This window comes from Kitasatospora sp. NPDC093806 (genome assembly GCF_040683335.1).
In the GTDB taxonomy this organism is placed as follows: domain Bacteria; phylum Actinomycetota; class Actinomycetes; order Streptomycetales; family Streptomycetaceae; genus Kitasatospora.
On sequence record NZ_JBFBDO010000009.1, the window covers coordinates 35,720 to 52,533 of the forward strand.

At 69.9% G+C, this 16,814-nt stretch carries 14 protein-coding genes and 1 tRNA gene; 8 read left to right on the forward strand and 7 right to left on the reverse strand.

Annotated elements, in window-relative coordinates; genetic code table 11:
* Positions 1-249: 249 nt before the first annotated feature.
* Together hrpA and AB0N76_RS08060 are read left to right on the forward strand one after the other, a co-directional pair.
* On the forward strand, positions 250-4,176 hold the full coding sequence (gene hrpA, locus AB0N76_RS08055) for an ATP-dependent RNA helicase HrpA (RefSeq protein ID WP_363554542.1): 3,927 nt from the start codon (positions 250-252) through the stop codon (positions 4,174-4,176).
* Positions 4,177-4,278: 102 nt separating this feature from the next.
* Positions 4,279-4,352 (forward strand) — tRNA-Asp (locus tag AB0N76_RS08060).
* Positions 4,353-4,741: 389 nt separating this feature from the next.
* On the opposite strand, the gene bldC is transcribed toward AB0N76_RS08060, so the two are convergent.
* Together bldC and AB0N76_RS08070 are read right to left on the reverse strand one after the other, a co-directional pair.
* Positions 4,742-4,948, reverse strand: a complete 207-nt coding sequence (gene bldC, locus AB0N76_RS08065; RefSeq protein ID WP_014137253.1) for a developmental transcriptional regulator BldC — start codon at positions 4,946-4,948, stop codon at positions 4,742-4,744.
* 490 nt (positions 4,949-5,438) lie between these two features.
* Entirely contained in the window at positions 5,439-6,350 is a 912-nt protein-coding gene (locus AB0N76_RS08070) for a hypothetical protein (protein WP_363554381.1), read from the reverse strand.
* Positions 6,351-6,604: 254 nt separating this feature from the next.
* Between AB0N76_RS08070 and AB0N76_RS08075 the strand changes: the two genes are divergently transcribed.
* Both AB0N76_RS08075 and AB0N76_RS08080 read left to right on the forward strand, forming a co-directional pair.
* On the forward strand, positions 6,605-7,720 hold the full coding sequence (locus tag AB0N76_RS08075) for a Glu/Leu/Phe/Val dehydrogenase dimerization domain-containing protein (RefSeq protein ID WP_363554544.1): 1,116 nt from the start codon (positions 6,605-6,607) through the stop codon (positions 7,718-7,720).
* Between the two features lie 373 nt (positions 7,721-8,093).
* Positions 8,094-8,357: a DUF3073 domain-containing protein gene (locus AB0N76_RS08080; RefSeq protein WP_363554383.1), complete on the forward strand. Its 264-nt coding sequence runs from the start codon at positions 8,094-8,096 to the stop codon at positions 8,355-8,357.
* Between the two features lie 196 nt (positions 8,358-8,553).
* Here AB0N76_RS08080 and purM read toward each other — a convergent pair whose 3' ends face one another.
* The 3 genes from purM to AB0N76_RS08095 all read right to left on the reverse strand — a co-directional run bounded on the left by purM (position 8,554) and on the right by AB0N76_RS08095 (position 12,513).
* Positions 8,554-9,639 carry a phosphoribosylformylglycinamidine cyclo-ligase gene (purM, locus tag AB0N76_RS08085; protein ID WP_363554385.1) on the reverse strand — a complete coding sequence of 362 codons (1,086 nt, stop codon included), beginning with the start codon at positions 9,637-9,639 and terminating at the stop codon, positions 8,554-8,556.
* A gap of 76 nt (positions 9,640-9,715) precedes the next feature.
* Positions 9,716-11,299 carry an amidophosphoribosyltransferase gene (gene purF / locus AB0N76_RS08090; protein ID WP_363554387.1) on the reverse strand — a complete coding sequence of 528 codons (1,584 nt, stop codon included), beginning with the start codon at positions 11,297-11,299 and terminating at the stop codon, positions 9,716-9,718.
* 311 nt (positions 11,300-11,610) lie between these two features.
* Positions 11,611-12,513 carry a diacylglycerol kinase family protein gene (locus AB0N76_RS08095; protein WP_363554389.1) on the reverse strand — a complete coding sequence of 301 codons (903 nt, stop codon included), beginning with the start codon at positions 12,511-12,513 and terminating at the stop codon, positions 11,611-11,613.
* 126 nt (positions 12,514-12,639) lie between these two features.
* Between AB0N76_RS08095 and AB0N76_RS08100 the strand changes: the two genes are divergently transcribed.
* Positions 12,640-13,923 (forward strand): adenylosuccinate synthase, encoded by a 1,284-nt coding sequence (locus tag AB0N76_RS08100; RefSeq protein ID WP_363554391.1) that lies wholly within the window; start codon positions 12,640-12,642, stop codon positions 13,921-13,923.
* A 118-nt stretch (positions 13,924-14,041) separates the two neighbouring features.
* On the forward strand, positions 14,042-14,644 hold the full coding sequence (locus AB0N76_RS08105) for a GNAT family protein (protein WP_363554393.1): 603 nt from the start codon (positions 14,042-14,044) through the stop codon (positions 14,642-14,644).
* Between the two features lie 3 nt (positions 14,645-14,647).
* Here the strand turns inward: AB0N76_RS08105 and AB0N76_RS08110 are convergent, their stop codons facing one another.
* Together AB0N76_RS08110 and AB0N76_RS08115 are read right to left on the reverse strand one after the other, a co-directional pair.
* A complete protein-coding gene (locus AB0N76_RS08110) occupies positions 14,648-14,773 on the reverse strand; it encodes a hypothetical protein (RefSeq protein ID WP_363554395.1) in 126 nt (41 codons plus the stop codon).
* Entirely contained in the window at positions 14,773-15,228 is a 456-nt protein-coding gene (locus AB0N76_RS08115) for an ATP-binding protein (RefSeq protein ID WP_363554397.1), read from the reverse strand. The genes AB0N76_RS08110 and AB0N76_RS08115 overlap by 1 nt, the downstream gene beginning before the upstream one ends.
* 215 nt (positions 15,229-15,443) lie before the next feature.
* Between AB0N76_RS08115 and AB0N76_RS08120 the strand changes: the two genes are divergently transcribed.
* Entirely contained in the window at positions 15,444-16,340 is an 897-nt protein-coding gene (locus tag AB0N76_RS08120) for a helix-turn-helix transcriptional regulator (RefSeq protein WP_363554399.1), read from the forward strand.
* Between the two features lie 2 nt (positions 16,341-16,342).
* A complete protein-coding gene (locus tag AB0N76_RS08125) occupies positions 16,343-16,747 on the forward strand; it encodes a DUF397 domain-containing protein (RefSeq protein WP_363554546.1) in 405 nt (134 codons plus the stop codon).
* Positions 16,748-16,814 lie beyond the last annotated feature (67 nt).

A 16,814-nucleotide genomic window follows, 5' to 3' on the forward strand; every position in this document is an offset into this window, starting at 1 on the left:
CCCGGCGGACGGCCCCCGCGCCGTCCGCCGGGCCCGGCTCCCCCTCCCGGCGCCGCGGCTCCCCCTCCCACCTCCCGGTTTCCCCCGGGACCGGCGTTGGCAGCGGACCGCCGTCCCCTGTGACACTGGAGGCGCTCGAAAACCGAGGTGCGCGCCGCCGCATCTCCTTGCGAACCTAGAGGGATGCCCGCCGTGAGTTCTCCCGCAGTCCAGTCCGCCGACGCAGCCGCCCCGGACGACGGGCCCGGCATCGGCGACCTGGCCGCGCGCCTGCCCGAGCTGACCCTGCGCGACCAGGTGCGGATCGGCCGCCGGCTGGACGGCGCCCGCCGCGTCCGCAAGCCCGAGGCCCGCGCGAAGATCGCCGCCGAGATCGCCGCCGACATCGACAAGGCCGAGCTGCTGGTCGAGCGCCGGCGCGGCGCCGTCCCGGCCATCCGCTACCCCGCCGAGCTGCCGGTCAGCCAGAAGAAGGACGAGATCCTGGCGGCCATCCGCGACCACCAGGTGGTGATCGTGGCGGGCGAGACCGGCTCCGGCAAGACCACCCAGATCCCGAAGATCTGCCTGGAGCTGGGCCGCGGCGTGCGCGGTCTGGTCGGCCACACCCAGCCCCGCCGGATCGCCGCCCGCACGGTGGCCGAGCGGGTCGCCGAGGAGCTGGACAGCCCGCTCGGCGAGGCGGTCGGCTGGAAGGTCCGGTTCACCGACCAGGTCGGCCCGGACACCCTGGTCAAGCTGATGACCGACGGCATCCTGCTCGCGGAGATCCAGACCGACCGCGAGCTGCGCCAGTACGACACCCTGATCATCGACGAGGCGCACGAGCGCAGCCTCAACATCGACTTCCTGCTCGGCTACCTCAAGCAGCTGCTGCCCCGCCGTCCCGACCTCAAGGTGGTCATCACCTCGGCGACGATCGACCCGGAGCGGTTCGCCCGGCACTTCGGCGACGCCCCGATCGTCGAGGTCTCCGGCCGCACCTATCCGGTCGAGGTCCGCTACCGCCCGGTCGTCGACGAGGACGCGGCCGACGAGGACGCCTCCGACGCCGACCGCGACCGCGACCAGATCCAGGCGATCTGCGAGGCCGCCGAGGAGCTCCAGGCCGAGGGCCCCGGCGACATCCTGGTCTTCCTCTCCGGCGAGCGCGAGATCCGGGACACCGCCGACGCGCTCGGCAAGCTGAAGCTGAAGTCCACCGAGATCCTGCCGCTGTACGCCCGGCTGAGCTCCGCCGAGCAGCACCGGGTCTTCCAGCGCTCCGGCTCCCGCCGGATCGTGCTCGCCACCAACGTCGCCGAGACCAGCCTCACCGTCCCCGGCATCAAGTACGTGATCGACCCGGGCACCGCCCGGATCTCCCGCTACAGCCACCGCACCAAGGTCCAGCGGCTGCCGATCGAGGCGGTCAGCCAGGCCAGCGCCAACCAGCGCAAGGGCCGCTGCGGCCGCACCTCGGACGGCATCTGCATCCGGCTGTACTCGGAGGAGGACTTCCTCTCCCGCCCCGAGTTCACCGACGCCGAGATCCTGCGCACCAACCTGGCCTCGGTCATCCTCCAGATGACCGCCGCCGGCCTCGGCGACATCGCCGCCTTCCCGTTCCTGGACCCGCCGGACTCCCGCAACATCAAGGACGGCGTCAACCTGCTGCACGAGCTGGGCGCGCTCGACCCGGCCGAGAAGGACGTCCGCAAGCGGCTCACCCCGCTGGGCCGCAAGCTGGCCCAGCTCCCGGTGGACCCGCGGATGGCCCGGATGGTGCTGGAGGCGGACAAGAACGGCTGCGTCCGCGACGTCATGGTGATCGCCGCCGCGCTGTCCATCCAGGACCCGCGCGAGCGCCCGGCGGAGAAGCGCCAGGCCGCCGACGAGCGGCACCGCCGGTTCAACTCGGAGACCTCCGACTTCCTCTCCTTCCTGTCGATGTGGCGCTACGTGCGGGAGCAGCAGCGGGAGCTCTCCTCCTCGGCGTTCCGCCGGATGTGCAAGGCCGAGTTCCTCAACTACCTGCGGATACGGGAGTGGCAGGACATCTACTCCCAGCTGCGGACGGTCGCCAAGCAGCTCGGCGTCACCATCGAGGAGGCGCACGAGGACGCCGAGCCGGACGCCGACCGGATCCACCAGTCGCTGCTGGCCGGCCTGCTCTCCCACCTCGGCCTGTTCGACGTGGAGAAGCGCGAGTACGGCGGCGCGCGCGGCGCCCGGTTCGCGGTCTTCCCCGGCTCGGGCCTGTTCAAGAAGCCGCCGCGCTGGGTGATGTCCGCCGAGCTGGTGGAGACCTCCCGGCTCTGGGCCCGGATCAACGCGAAGATCGAACCGGAGTGGGTCGAGCCGCTGGCCGAGCACCTGGTGAAGCGCAGCTACAGCGAGCCGCACTGGGAGAAGAAGTCCGGCGCGGTGCTGGCGTACGAGAAGGTCACCCTCTACGGGGTGCCGGTGGTCGCCCAGCGCAAGGTGAACTACGGCCGGATCGACCCGGAGCTCTGCCGCGAGCTGTTCATCCGCAACGCGCTGGTCGAGGGCGACTGGGAGACCCACCACAAGTTCTTCGCGGAGAACCGGAAGCTGCTCAGCGAGGTCGAGGAGCTGGAGAACCGGGCCCGCCGCCGGGACATCATGGTCGACGACCAGACCCTGTTCGAGTTCTACGACAGCCGGCTGCCGGAGGACATCGTCTCCACCCGGCACTTCGACTCCTGGTGGAAGAAGGCCCGGCACGAGCAGCCGGACCTGCTGAACTTCGAGAAGTCGATGCTGATCAACGACGCCGCGGACGGCGTCACCGAGGCCGACTACCCGGACCACTGGCAGCAGGGGAAGCTGCGGTTCCAGCTGACCTACCAGTTCGAGCCGGGCAGCGACGCGGACGGCGTGACCGTCCACATCCCGCTGCCGGTGCTCAACCAGGTCACCGCGGAGGGCTTCGACTGGCAGATCCCGGGGCTGCGCGAGGAGCTGGTCACCGCCTGGATCAAGTCGCTGCCGAAGGCGATCCGGCGCAACTTCGTGCCCGCGCCGGACTTCGCCAAGGCGGCGCTGCGCGAGCTGAAGACCCGCCAGGAGCCGCTGCTGCCGACCCTGGAGCACGTCCTGAAGCGGATGACCGCGATCACCGTGCCGCCGGAGGCCTGGGACGAGGAGCGGGTCCCGGACCACCTCAAGGTGACCTTCCGGGTGGTGGACGGCCGCAAGAAGCTCGCCGAGTCCAAGGACCTGGAGGAGCTGCGGCTGCGGCTCAAGCCGAAGCTGAAGGAGACGCTCTCCTCGGCCGCCTCCGGGCGGGGCATCGAGCAGTCCGGGCTGACCGCCTGGCCGGCCGGCCTCCCGGTGCTCCAGCGCACCTTCGAGCAGCGTTCGCGGGGCCACTCGCTGCGCGCCTACCCGGCGCTGGTGGACGAGGGCGACTCGGTCGCCGTCAAGCTGTTCGACACCCCGCAGGCGCAGCAGCGGGCGATGTGGGAGGGCACCCGGCGGCTGCTGATGCTGAGCACCAACTCGCCCGCCAAGTCGATCCAGGGCCGGCTGGGCAACCAGGCCAAGCTCGCGCTGTCGTACAACCCGCACGGCTCGATCCCGGCGATGTTCGAGGACGTGGTGGCCTGCGCCGCGGACCGGCTGATGACGCTGGCCGGCGGTCCGGCCTGGGACGAGGCGGCGTTCGGGACGCTGCGCGACAAGGTCCGGGCCGATCTGTACGAGCTCTCGGCGGACACCACGCTGAAGACGGCCACCGCGCTGATCGCCTTCCACAAGGCGTCGACCCGGCTGAAGTCGGTGAGCAGCCCGGTGCTGCTGAACGCGGTGAACGACGTCCGGCTGCACCTGGCCTCGCTGGTGCACCCGGGCTTCGTCACGGCGACCGGCTGGCAGCGGCTGCCGGACCTCAAGCGGTACCTGCTGGCGGTGGACCGCCGGCTGGAGGCGCTGCCGAACCACCCGCAGCGGGACGCCCAGCAACTGCTGAAGGTCCAGCAGGTGCAGCAGGCCTACGGGGAGCTGCTGGCGGCCGTGCCGGCCGGGCAGCAGCCGTCCGCGGAGGTGCTGGCGATCCGCTGGATGATCGAGGAGTTGAGGGTCAGTTTCTTCGCCCAGGGGCTGGGGACGCCGTCGCCGGTGTCGGAGAAGCGGATCATGAAGGCGATGGAGGCGGCCCGGGCGACCCTCTGAGCTGGGGGCCTCCGGGGGCCGGTTCGACCTGGAGGCCCACCATGGGCTAGAGTCTGTCTTGTTCGCAGCGCGGCAAACGAAGCGAACGGATCAGAACACTCTGGTCCCGTGGAGCAGTTGGTTAGCTCGCCACCCTGTCAAGGTGGAGGTCGCGGGTTCAAGTCCCGTCGGGATCGCCGTAGTCGAGAGGCCCGGAACCGTTTGGTTCCGGGCCTCTCGCGTTTTTCCGGGGCACCCCTTTACCCCGAACTAGGTCTAGACCACAAGTGACTGTGCGTGTGATGGTCGTCACCCGTCCCTTTCGGGAACCGACCGTTCGAACACCCTGCCCGATGGGCACTAATTTAATATGTAAAATTGTACTGCTATTCACAGTAAATCCCCCCCACCCCTTCCCCCTCAAATCGTTATCCGGAGTTCAACATTCCGGCAGATCGCGCAGTGGTTCGACAAGTCTGTAGAGATCGCCGCGGAGACGCCGGCGGAGACGACAAAGGGGCCGCTTACCGGACCCGGCGGAGTCCGGTAAGCGGCCCCTTTCAAAGAGCCTTGAGCGTGGCCCCTGTCAGGCCTCGGTACGCTGCGCCGGAATACCGGCCAGCAGGGCACGCACCTCCGCCTCACGGTAACGGCGGTGCCCGCCGAGCGTGCGAATCGACGTGAGCTTGCCGGCCTTGGCCCAGCGCGTCACGGTCTTCGGGTCCACGCGGAACATGGTGGCGACCTCTGCCGGAGTCAGCAGAGGTTCGGCATCGGGGGTACGAGCGGTCATGAGCGGCCTCCTCGGGAGAACCGAACCAGGGCGGTTCTATCCTTCAAATTCTGCACCTTGGCCCGCGATGCCCGAAATGGCATAGACGGGCCGAGTCGGTTATAGGACGAACGGCTTGTCCTGGTGTCTACAACTACACCATCCGTCCAGCCCTATCGACCAAACCGCCAAAATTGACCCCTCACGGGTTCAAGGCCGACGGATGGCGATGGACCACCCCATAACGGGCGGTCACCTTATAGTGACATTCGGTTACGAGGGGACCAGACCCGCAGTTTTCCCGCAAAGCACGCATCGACTCCAGAACCACCCAAAAGTGGGCACGCTCACGTGAAGTTGGGCTGGTTGTCCCATTTTTGCACATAGGGGTTAGTTCGCGTCAACGGTGAGTAGTGTCACGTTCGACAGCTATTGACCCGAACCAGGACCTTGGTCATACGGTTCGGGCCGTAGGACTCTTACAGTCTTACAAGCCCCTGCCGACACCGGGTCAGTTCGCGTGGCGCAGCGCCAGCACCTGCCGCCAGCGCACCGTCAGCGCCTCGTACGCCCGCAGCGCCTCCGCCGCGTCCCCCGCCCGCAGCGCCCGCAGCCCGTCCTCCAGCTCCCCCGCCGAACGGTCCGCCGACAGTCGCTCAGGCCCCAGCAGGTGCACCAGCCCCCCGTAGTCCAGCTCCACCAGCGATCGCGGATGGAACTCCTCCAGCCACCGCCCGATCTGCTCCGCCCCCCGCACCAGCTCCCCTTCCGGCACCGCCTCGCGCAGCGCCCGGTACGCCCGGGCCACCCGGCGGCGCGCCTGCGCCATCGGCGTCAGGTAGAACAGCGACGCCTGGTCCCCCCGGACCCCTTCCCCACCCTTCTCCCCCTCCCCTGCGGGAACGAAGCATCGATCCTCGTCCCCGAACGGCAGGAACCAGCGGACCGGCACCTCCCACCGGTTCGTCAGGATCCACGGCCGGGCGTCCGGATGGTCCGCCCGCCAGCGCTCCCGGTCCGCCTCCGCCGCCGCCCGGGTGGCCGGCGGCAGCGCGGTGTCCAGCAGCGCCACCGGCGCCCCCTCCCGCAGCTCGTCCAGGGCCTGCCAGCTGCGCAGCCTGGTCGCCCACGGACAGACGTACAGCACCCCGTCCACGACCCGCACGAAGGCCCGCTCGCTCTCCCGCTCCGGCAGCGCCCGCGGCGTCCGGCCGACCAGCTCGGCCAGCGCCGAGCGCTGCTCCGCCAGCACCGCCGCCGCCACCGAGCCGCCGGCCTCCGCGGCGTCCGGGCCGTGCTCGGCCGCGTAGGCCTGCCAGCGCGCCCGCTCGGGCTCCGGGTAGGCGGCCAGCGGCTCGTAGACCCGCAGGTGCGCGGCGTAGGGCGGCAGCACGGAAGTACGGACGACGGTCACGTCCTGCATCGTCGCACGCACCCCCCGTCGCCCGGGAGAGGTCCGTTCGCGGGCGCTCCGGGAAGGGGTGAACGCACTGTTCCGGGGCGTCCCGTCTCACCCCTCGGACAACCGGCCCGAGCTTCGCCGAGGGGGCGGATCGCCGGGCGGGGCGCGACTACGCTTCGCCTTAGGCGCCCGCACCACAGCAGCGGGCCTCGAATACTGGAGTCACCACAGTGACCGACGTACAGACCGCATCCGCCACGCACCCCGCACCCGGCGTGCTCGGCCGGATCTTCGGCACCTCCCAGGACGGCGCCACCGGCGACGGCCACGAGCAGGTCGTCCTCTGCCACGACCGCTCCTCCGGGCTCAAGGCGATCATCGCCATCCACTCCACCGCGCTGGGCCCCGCCCTCGGCGGCACCCGGTTCTTCCCGTACGCCTCCGAGGAGGCGGCGCTGGAGGACGCCCTCAACCTCTCGCGCGGCATGTCCTACAAGAACGCGCTCGCCGGCCTCGACCTCGGCGGCGGCAAGGCCGTCATCATCGGCGACCCGAACAAGGACAAGAACGAGGCGATGCTCCGCGCCTACGGCCGCTTCGTGCAGTCGCTGCGCGGCCGCTACATCACCGCCTGCGACGTGGGCACCTACGTCCAGGACATGGACGTCATCGCGCGCGAGACCGAGTTCGTCACCGGCCGCTCGCCCGAGCACGGCGGCGCCGGCGACTCCTCGATCCTGACCGCCTTCGGCGTCTTCCAGGGCATGCGCGCCTCGGCCCAGGCCCGCTGGGGCCAGCCGACCCTGCGCGGCAAGCGGGTCGGCGTCGCCGGCGTCGGCAAGGTCGGCCACTACCTGGTCGGCCACCTGGTCGCGGACGGCGCCACGGTCGTCGTCACCGACCCCTTCGAGGCCGCCGTCAACCGGGTGCGCGCCGCCCACCCGGAGGTGGAGGTCGTCGCCGACACCACCGCCCTGCTCCAGGCCAAGCTGGACGTCTACGCCCCCTGCGCGCTCGGTGGCGCGCTGACCGACGACGTCGTCGCCGCGCTGGGCGAGTTCGGCACCTCGATCGTCTGCGGCGCCGCCAACAACCAGCTGGCCCACACCGGCGTCGAGAAGGACCTCGCCGACCGCGGGATCCTCTACGCCCCGGACTACCTGGTGAACTCCGGCGGCGTGATCCAGGTCGCCGACGAGATCGACGGCTTCAACTTCGACCGGGCCAAGAACAAGGCGACGAAGATCTTCGACACCACCCTGGAGATCTTCACCCGGGCCGCCGCCGACGGCGTGCCGCCGGCCGTCGCCGCCGACCGCCTCGCCGAGAAGCGGATGCGCGAGATCAGCGCGCTCCGCTCGGTGCTGCTGCCGGGCGCCCGCCGGGGCTGATCCGGACCGCGGTGCGCGGGGGGCGGCGGTCGGCCGTCCCCCGCGCATCACAATGTGGAACCGGATTCTCACTTCTGCACCCGATCGGGTGATCCAAGACCCCCCTTGGGGGGATAATCGATCCCGGAACGACGGACCTCAGATACCTCCGGACGGCGCGCAAACTGCCGCAAAACCTCCCGTGACCTGGGAAGACCTGGTCTCGGGTGCGGTCGGTGCGCGCCACGTCACACCGACGACGTACCGTCCAGCGGCAGAAACAGGTACCGTTAATGCTCCAAGGGACGGTCCTCCCCATTCGGGCAGGCCGCTCCTGATCATGAACACGTGTCAGACTCGGGGCCGTGAGCCCCATCGTTGAGGGGGTCGACCCATGGGGCGCGGCCGGGCCAAGGCCAAGCAGACGAAGGTCGCCCGCGAGCTGAAGTACAACAGCGGCGGGTTCGACGCCAACCGTCTGTCCAGCGAGCTGGGCGTATCGCCCTCCACTTCCCCGATCGAGCCGGAGCCGATCGAGGAAGAAGAGGAGGACGACGACCCCTACGCGGAGTACGCGGCTCGGTATGCCGCCGACGACGAGGACGACGACGTGGACTCGGACACCGGGTCCTCCTCGCAGACCCGCCGCCGCGCGTAACAGCACGACGCAACAGCCGTCCACCGGTCCAGGCGCCCCGAGCGCCGGGCCGGTTTTCGGCGTTCCCGCACGCTTCAGCTCGCCTCCCGCACGCTTCGGCCGGTGACGGTTCCGGCGCGGGTACGGGAAGGGCCCTTCCGGCGGCTGCCGGAAGGGCCCTTCCCGTTGCTGGTCGTGCTGATCGACAGCCGGCCGGTCAGACCGTCGTGAAGCCCTCGTAGGCGTTGTAGAGCGCCGCGCCGCCGTCGTGCTCGTCGGTCCGGTCCACGATGTCGCCCAGCAGCCACGCCTCGACGCCACGGTCCTCCAGGATCGCCAGCACCACGTCCACCGACTCCGGCGGGACGACCGCGACCATGCCGACGCCCATGTTGAGCGTCTTCTCGATCTCCAGGGTGGCCACCCGGCCGACCTCGGCGACGGTCCGGAAGACCGGCAGCGGGGTCCAGGTGCCGCGGTCCAGGCGGGCGTGCAGGCCGGCCGGGATCACCCGCGCGAGGTTGGCCGCCAGGCCGCCGCCGGTGACGTGCGAGAAGGCGTGCACCTCGGTGGCCCGGGCGAGCGCCAGGCAGTCCAGCGAGTAGATCCGGGTCGGCTCCAGCAGCTCCTCGCCGAGCGTGCGGCCGAACTCCTCGACCTTGCGGTCCAGCTTCCAGCCGGCCTCGTTCAGCAGCACGTGGCGGACCAGCGAGTAGCCGTTGGAGTGCAGGCCGGAGGCGGCCATCGCGATCACCACGTCGCCGGCCCGGACGCGCTCGGCGCCCAGCAGCGCGTCCGCCTCGACGACACCGGTGCCGGCGCCCGCGACGTCGTACTCGTCCGGCCCGAGCAGGCCCGGGTGCTCGGCGGTCTCGCCGCCGACCAGGGCGCAGCCGGCCAGCGCGCAGCCCTCCGCGATGCCCTTGACGATCGCGGCGACCCGCTCCGGCACGACCTTGCCGACGCAGATGTAGTCGGTCATGAACAGCGGCTCGGCACCGCACACCACCAGGTCGTCGACGACCATGCCGACCAGGTCGTGGCCGATCGTGTCGTGCTTGTCCATGGCGGCGGCGATGGCCACCTTGGTCCCCACGCCATCGGTGGCCGAGGCCAGCAGCGGCCGCTCGTAGTTCTTGAAGGCGGACGCGTCGAAGAGCCCGGCGAAGCCGCCGAGGCCGCCGACCACCTCGGGCCGGTTGGCCTTCTTCACCCACTGCTTCATGAGCTCGACGGCGCGGTCGCCCGCCTCGATGTCGACGCCGGCGGCGGCGTAGGTGGCGCCGTTCTGGTTGCTGGTCACTGCGTGCGGCCCTCTCGGGTCAGTGGGGGTCGGAACAGCGGTGGGGCCCCGGTTCGCGGGACCCCACCGTGGATCGTTACGGGCGGCGCAGCGCGTCGGCCGCGCCCGCTCCGCCGAGCAGCGACTGGACGCCGTCCAGGTCGCTGCCGCTGGTCGGCTTGCCGCGGACCGCGGGGGCCTGCTGGCCGCCCTTGATCTCGGCCTCCAGCAGGAGCTTGCCGAGCAGCGCCGGGTCCGGCAGCTCCATCGGGTACTCGCCGTCGAAGCAGGCCCGGCAGAGCTTGTCCTTCGGCTGCTTGGTGGCCTCGATCATGCCGTCGATCGAGATGTACGAGAGCGAGTCCGCGCCGAGGGTGCGGCCGATCTCCTCGATGGTCATGCCGTTGGCGATCAGCTCCGCGCGGGTGGCGAAGTCGATGCCGAAGAAGCACGGCCACTTCACCGGCGGCGAGGAGATCCGGATGTGGACCTCGGCGGCGCCGGCCTCGCGGAGCATCTTCACCAGCGCGCGCTGGGTGTTGCCGCGGACGATCGAGTCGTCCACCACGACCAGGCGCTTGCCGGCGATGACCTCGCGCAGCGGGTTGAGCTTGAGCCGGATGCCGAGCTGGCGGATCGTCTGGCTGGGCTGGATGAAGGTGCGGCCCACGTAGGCGTTCTTCACCAGGCCGGAGCCGTACGGGATGCCGCTCGCCTCGGCGTAGCCGATCGCGGCCGGGGTGCCGGACTCGGGAGTGGCTATCACCAGGTCGGCGTCGACCGGGGCTTCTTTCGCCAGCCGGCGGCCCATCTCCACCCGGGAGAGGTGCACGTTGCGGCCGGCGATGCTGGTGTCCGGGCGCGCCAGGTAGACGTACTCGAAGACGCAGCCCTTGGGCTTGGCCTCGGCGAAGCGCGAGGTGCGCATGCCGTTCTCGTCGATGGCGATCAGCTCGCCGGGCTCGACCTCGCGGATGAAGGAGGCGCCGCAGATGTCCAGCGCCGCCGTCTCGGAGGCGACCACCCAGCCGCGCTCCAGCCGGCCCAGCACCAGCGGGCGGATGCCCTGCGGGTCGCGGGCGGCGTAGAGCGTGTGCTCGTCCATGAAGACGAGCGAGAAGGCGCCCTTGACCTTGGGCAGCACGACCTTGGCCGTCTCCTCGATGGAGAGGTCCGGGTGGCCGGCGAGCAGCGCGGTCACCAGGTCGGTGTCGTTGGTCGCGGCCGTCCGCCCGGAGCGGGAGACGTGCTCCTCACCGGGGAGTTCGGCGACCATGGCCGCCAGTTCGGCGGTGTTCACCAGGTTTCCGTTGTGCCCGAGGGCCAGCGAACCGTGAACGGTCGCCCGGAAGGTCGGCTGGGCGTTCTCCCAGACCGAGGAACCGGTGGTCGAGTAGCGGGCGTGTCCGACGGCGATATGCCCGTGCAACGACCCCAGGGAGGCCTCGTCGAAGACCTGGGAGACCAGTCCCATGTCCTTGAAGACGAGAATCTGGGAGCCGTTGCTCACTGCGATGCCCGCGGATTCCTGACCGCGGTGCTGCAGGGCGTAAAGGCCGAAGAACGTGAGCTTGGCGACCTCCTCGCCGGGAGCCCAGACACCGAAGACGCCGCAAGCGTCCTGGGGGCCTTTCTCACCGGGAAGAAGATCGTGGTTGAGTCTTCCGTCACCACGTGGCACGCCTTCGAGTCTAGGGCAGTTGGCACAGGCTTCCGGAATCCGGGCGAGCGGGATTGTCCGGCGGTCCATCGGTAACGCGCGTAGACAAAACCCCTTACCCGGTGCGGATTTCGGCGCTATTCCGATCGCCGGGGACGCGCTTGGCCTTGTGGTTCGCGCCCGTTGACGCATTCCGTGCACGGACGGCCCTTCGCCGCGCGTTCGGCCGCCGTTCGCCCAACGTGAGCCTGCTCACCCGGCGGGCGTCGTCGCCCTGTGCTGCCCCTCGGCTACGGAGCGGGCGGTTTCCGGCGGCCGGCGGGTGCTCCGCGCTACGCGGCGGGCAGCAGCAGGCCCCAGCAGCCGGGGTGGACCGTCCACGTGCGGGCCCGGACCGGGCCGACCGCGTGCCCGTCCGCCTCGTAGCCGAAACCGCGGCCGACCACCGAGACGCTCGCCGCCCGGGCGCGCAGCAGCGCACCGGGGGCGCGGACCACGATCTCCATCACGCCCTCGCCGACCGCCTCGCCGGAGGGCAGGGTCACCTGGACCACCCGGACCGGGCGGTGGACGTCGGCGAGCAGCCGGCCGTCCGCCTCGACCCGCAGCCGGGGGTCGGCGCGTTCCGCCCGCGCGGGGCGGACCGCATGATCGGTCTCCCGCCCGCGCTCCGTGTGGTCTCCGTGTCCCGGAGTGAGTGCGGTCCCCTGCTCGGCCGCAGCCAGTTTCGCCCATAGCGAACGCCACCCGCTCGGACGGCCCACCGTGCGACGCGTCCCGCCGCCCGAGATCCGCACCCCGCCGAGCGCCACCCCGCCGCCGTCGTCGACCAGCAGGTCCAGCTTCCGGGCCGCCCCCGCCAGCACCGCGCGGGCCGCCGCCACCGGCGCGGCCGGCACGCCGAGTGCCCGGGCCACCGCCAGCTCGTCCGCCCGGCCGACCGGAACCATGCCCACCGGGTCTGCCCCCAGCTCACGTTGGCGGTACAGGGCCTGGAGCACCCGTTGCAGGGCGAGGTCATTGCCGATCACCACCGGTCGTCGCCGACCCCGGTGCGAAAGCAGCCGATCAAGCTCGGACGGGCTCTCGGGGTAGGCCACCTTGACGTCCGCCCCACCCGAGAGGACGTCCTTCGCGATCCGCACCGACTCGCCGTCCGACTGCCGGGCCGCCGGGTCGAGGAGCAGGAGAAGCGGCTCCGGGCCGCCGGTTGCAGGCGTGGACAGGGACGACACAACCGGTCCTTCCTCAGGTAATCTCTCGGTGCAAGAGCCCCTTGCGCTATTGCGCCAGGGGCTTCGTCTATCTCGGGGCAGACTGCGGCCTACGCAGGATGCCCCAACCGGAAGGGGTGTACGCCTGTGCCGGCACTCGTGCTCGTTGGCGCTCAGTGGGGAGACGAGGGCAAGGGGAAGGCGACCGACCTCCTCGGCGGCTCCGTCGACTACGTCGTCCGCTACCAGGGCGGCAACAACGCCGGTCACACGGTGGTCATCGGCGACCAGAAGTACGCGCTGCACCTGCTGCCTTCCGGCATCCTCAGCCCGAACGTGACGCCGGTGATCGGCAACGGCGTCGTCATCGACCCGGGCGTGCTGCTCTCCGAGCTCAACGGCCTGAACGAGCGCGGCATCGACACCTCCAAGCTGCTGATCTCGGGCAACGCCCACCTGATCACGCCGTACCACCGCACGCTGGACAAGGTCACCGAGCGCTTCCTCGGCAAGCGCCGGATCGGCACCACCGGCCGCGGCATCGGCCCGACCTACGCGGACAAGATCAACCGCGTCGGCATCCGGGTCCAGGACCTCTTCGACGAGTCGATCCTCCGCCAGAAGATCGAGGCGGCGCTGCACGACAAGAACCAGATCCTGGTCAAGCTCTACAACCGCCGCGCGATCCCGGCCGACCTGGTGCTGGAGGAGTACCTCGGCTACGCGGACAAGATCAAGCCGTTCCTGGCCGACACCACCCTGGTGCTGGACGAGGCGCTGAAGGCCAACAAGGTCGTCCTGCTGGAGGGCGGCCAGGGCACGCTGCTCGACGTCGACCACGGCACGTACCCGTTCGTGACGTCGAGCAACCCGACCTCGGGCGGCGCCTGCACCGGCGCCGGCATCGGCCCCACCAAGATCAACCGGGTCATCGGCATCCTGAAGGCGTACACCACCCGCGTCGGCTCCGGCCCGTTCCCGACCGAGCTGCTCGACGCGGACGGCGAGGCGCTGCGCCGGATCGGCGGCGAGCGCGGTGTCACCACCGGCCGTGACCGCCGCTGCGGCTGGTTCGACGCGGTGATCGCGCGCTACGCGACCCGGGTCAACGGCCTCACCGACTTCTTCCTGACCAAGCTCGACGTGCTCACCGGCTGGGAGCAGATCCCGGTCTGCGTCGCGTACGAGATCGACGGACAGCGGGTCGACGAGCTGCCGTACAACCAGTCGGACTTCCACCACGCCAAGCCGATCTACGAGACGCTGCCGGGCTGGAACGAGGACATCAGCAAGGCGAAGACCTTCGCCGACCTGCCGAAGAACGCCCAGGCGTACGTGAAGGCGCTGGAGGAGATGTCGGGCGCCCCGATCTCCGCCATCGGCGTCGGCCCGGGCCGGGACGAGACGATCCAGATCAACTCGTTCATCTGAGCCTGATCACCGAAGGGCCCCGCGGGTTCGCTCGCGGGGCCTTTTCGCTGCCCTGACTCATTTGCACTAAGGCAATAACCCATTGCACCTAGTGCATTCTCGCGCTACCTTCTCGATCATGACTGCGAAGCTCCCCACCCCCGTCACCCTCACCGGCCGCCACGTCCGCCTGGAGCCGCTGGAGCGCCGACACCTCGCCGACCTCTGGGCCACCGTCGGATCGGACCCGGAGGTGTGGCGCTGGATCCCGTTCGCCGCGCCGACCAGCGAGGAGGAGCTGGGCGCGATCATCGACTTCCGGCTCGGTGAGATGGCGGCGGGGAACGCCGTGAAGTTCGCCGTGATCGAGCTCGCGTCGGGGCGGGCCGTCGGCATCACCGGCTACTACGACTTCAGCGCGGAGGACGAGCTCGTCGAGATCGGCGGCACCTGGTACGCGCGGTCGGTGTGGCGCACGGCGGTGAACTCGGAGTCGAAGCTGCTGCTGCTCATCCATGCCTTCGAGGAACTGGGCATGGGGCGGGTGTTCTGGAAGACCGACGCGCTCAACGAGCGGTCGCGCAACGCGATCCAGCGGCTGGGGGCTTCGTACGAAGGGATCCACCGCCGGGAGAAGAGGCGGGCCAGCGGGGTGTGGCGGGACACGGCGTACTTCTCGATGCTGCGGGACGAGTGGCCGGCCGCGCGGGCGCGCCTGGAGGAGCGGCTCGCCGCCGGCTGACCGCTACTTGTCCGCCAAGTCGCCCCCGCTGGAGCGTCTTTCCCGCGGCTGACGGGTCGCGATGATCTGCGCCACCACCCCCACGAAGACCACCGATACGAGCAGGCCCGTCAGCAGCACGACCGCCATCAGTGATCGACCGCCGCCACGGCCCAGACCGCTTTGCCACACACCCCGATGAGTTCCACACCCCAGTCATCGGCCAAAGCGGCGACGAGGTCAAGCCCCCGCCCGCATGTTCGAGCCACATCCGGCTCCCGACGGACGGGCGCGGCAGTCGACCCGTCAGCAACCGCGATATAGAGCTGCCCACAACGGAGTTCGAGCACGACGGTCGGCGCCCCCTGCCCGTGCAGTAGGGCGTTGGTCACCAGCTCGGAGAGGATCAGGCAGGGCCCGTCGGAGTCGGCCCCCGCCACCTTGAGCATCTCGCTCAACAGCCGCCGCAACACCCCCACCATCTCAGGCGCCGCCGGCGGGAACAGATCGAGCCTGAATTCTCTGACGGGATCGGCATCGAGGGGGCGGAGAAGAGGAAGCAACATCGACTGTCTCCAGTCCAGTTGAGGGATGAGGTCGAACACCCACAAAGGCCCACCACCCGTGGCCTGCCCCGGCTCACCCGAGGTGCACTTCGGGAACGCTGATCAACCATCAGTGAGTGACGCGCTACTCAAGGTAGGCTCATCCCTTCATTAGTGCAACCACTCGAAAGGGTGATCCTGCTGATCTGCCCTCAGCAGGTGGCGCGGGACCACTCCCGCGCGCAACACTGCGGTTGCCACGGGAAGGGACGACTTTGGCTCTACGAGCGCACATCAGCGAGCGGCAGCGACGGTACGGCGCCGAGATCCGCAGGCTTCGACTGGATGCCGATGTGCCGGTCCAGGTGGCCGCGGCGCACGTCGGGATGCGCGGCCCCCAGCTGAACCACATCGAGGCGGCACGCACCGGCCTCGACGAGGAGCGCATGCGCTCGCTCGCGGCCTTCTACGACTGCACGGATGAGGAGTTTCTCCATACTCTCGCGGCGCTCGGCGCCAGCGACGGCAAGGGCTGGTGGAACCGCCACAAGCGGAAGGTCCCCACCTTCGCCCTCGACCTGGCCGAGTTGGAGCACTGGGCCACCTCGGCCTACCTCAACTTCGAGACCTTCTTCATCCCCGGTCTGCTCCAGACCGAGGAGTACATCCGGCGGACGTTCCACAACAGCGAGACATCGCTGACTTCCGCCCAGATAGAGGACTCCATCGCCTTCCGCCTCGAACGGCAGCACGTACTCGACGGTCCCGCCACGTTTCGCTTCGTCATCCACGAAGCCGCATTGCTGATGTCGTTCGCCGGCAAGGACGCCATGCGACAGCAGCTCGCACACCTTCTCGAAGTGTGGGAGAAGCCGAACGTGACCATCCAGGTCTTCCCTTTCAGCGTCAGGGCCACGCTGCCCTACACCGGCCCGTTCCTCATCACCGAGCCGCCTTCACGCGCCCTCTCCACCGTCGTGGTCGACCACCCGGGCGCCTCCGAGTTCACCGACTCACCGGCTTCCGTGGCGACGTATCGCGAGAGGTTCGAAGACCTCAGCCGGCTCGCCCTCCCTTCCGGAGACGCGGCCACCTCCGCTCTGCCGCACTCCGGACGGGACTCCTGGGGACTGGTCCAACACATCAAGCACGGCCTGGAATTGGAAAGGTGAGCATGTCGCAGCAGTGGCAGAAGTCGACCAGCAGCACCCAGGACGGCGGCAACTCCGTCGAGGTCTCCACCACCACCGAAGGCCTCATCGAAATCCGTGAATCCGACACGCCCGACTCGACGATCACCACCACGCCGAAGACGTTCGCGCTCTGGATCGAGGACGTGAAGCGCGGCGAGTTCGACGAACCTGGAAGGCTGGCAAATCCCATGAGCGACTGGCAGAAGTCCTCGATAAGCGGCAACAGCAACCAGTGCGTCGAGGTGCGGAGCACCGATGAAGCGGTCGAGATCCGCGAATCCGACTCCCCCAACTCGACCATCCTCACCACGCCCAAGAAGTTCGCGCTCTGGATCGAAGGCGTGAAGCGCGGCGAGTTCGACCACTTCACCACCCCCGCCACCTAGCCGAATCGTTCCGGCGGCCCCTCGCGCCCCGCGAGGAGCCGCCGGCCAACTCCGGAGGAACCCGCCC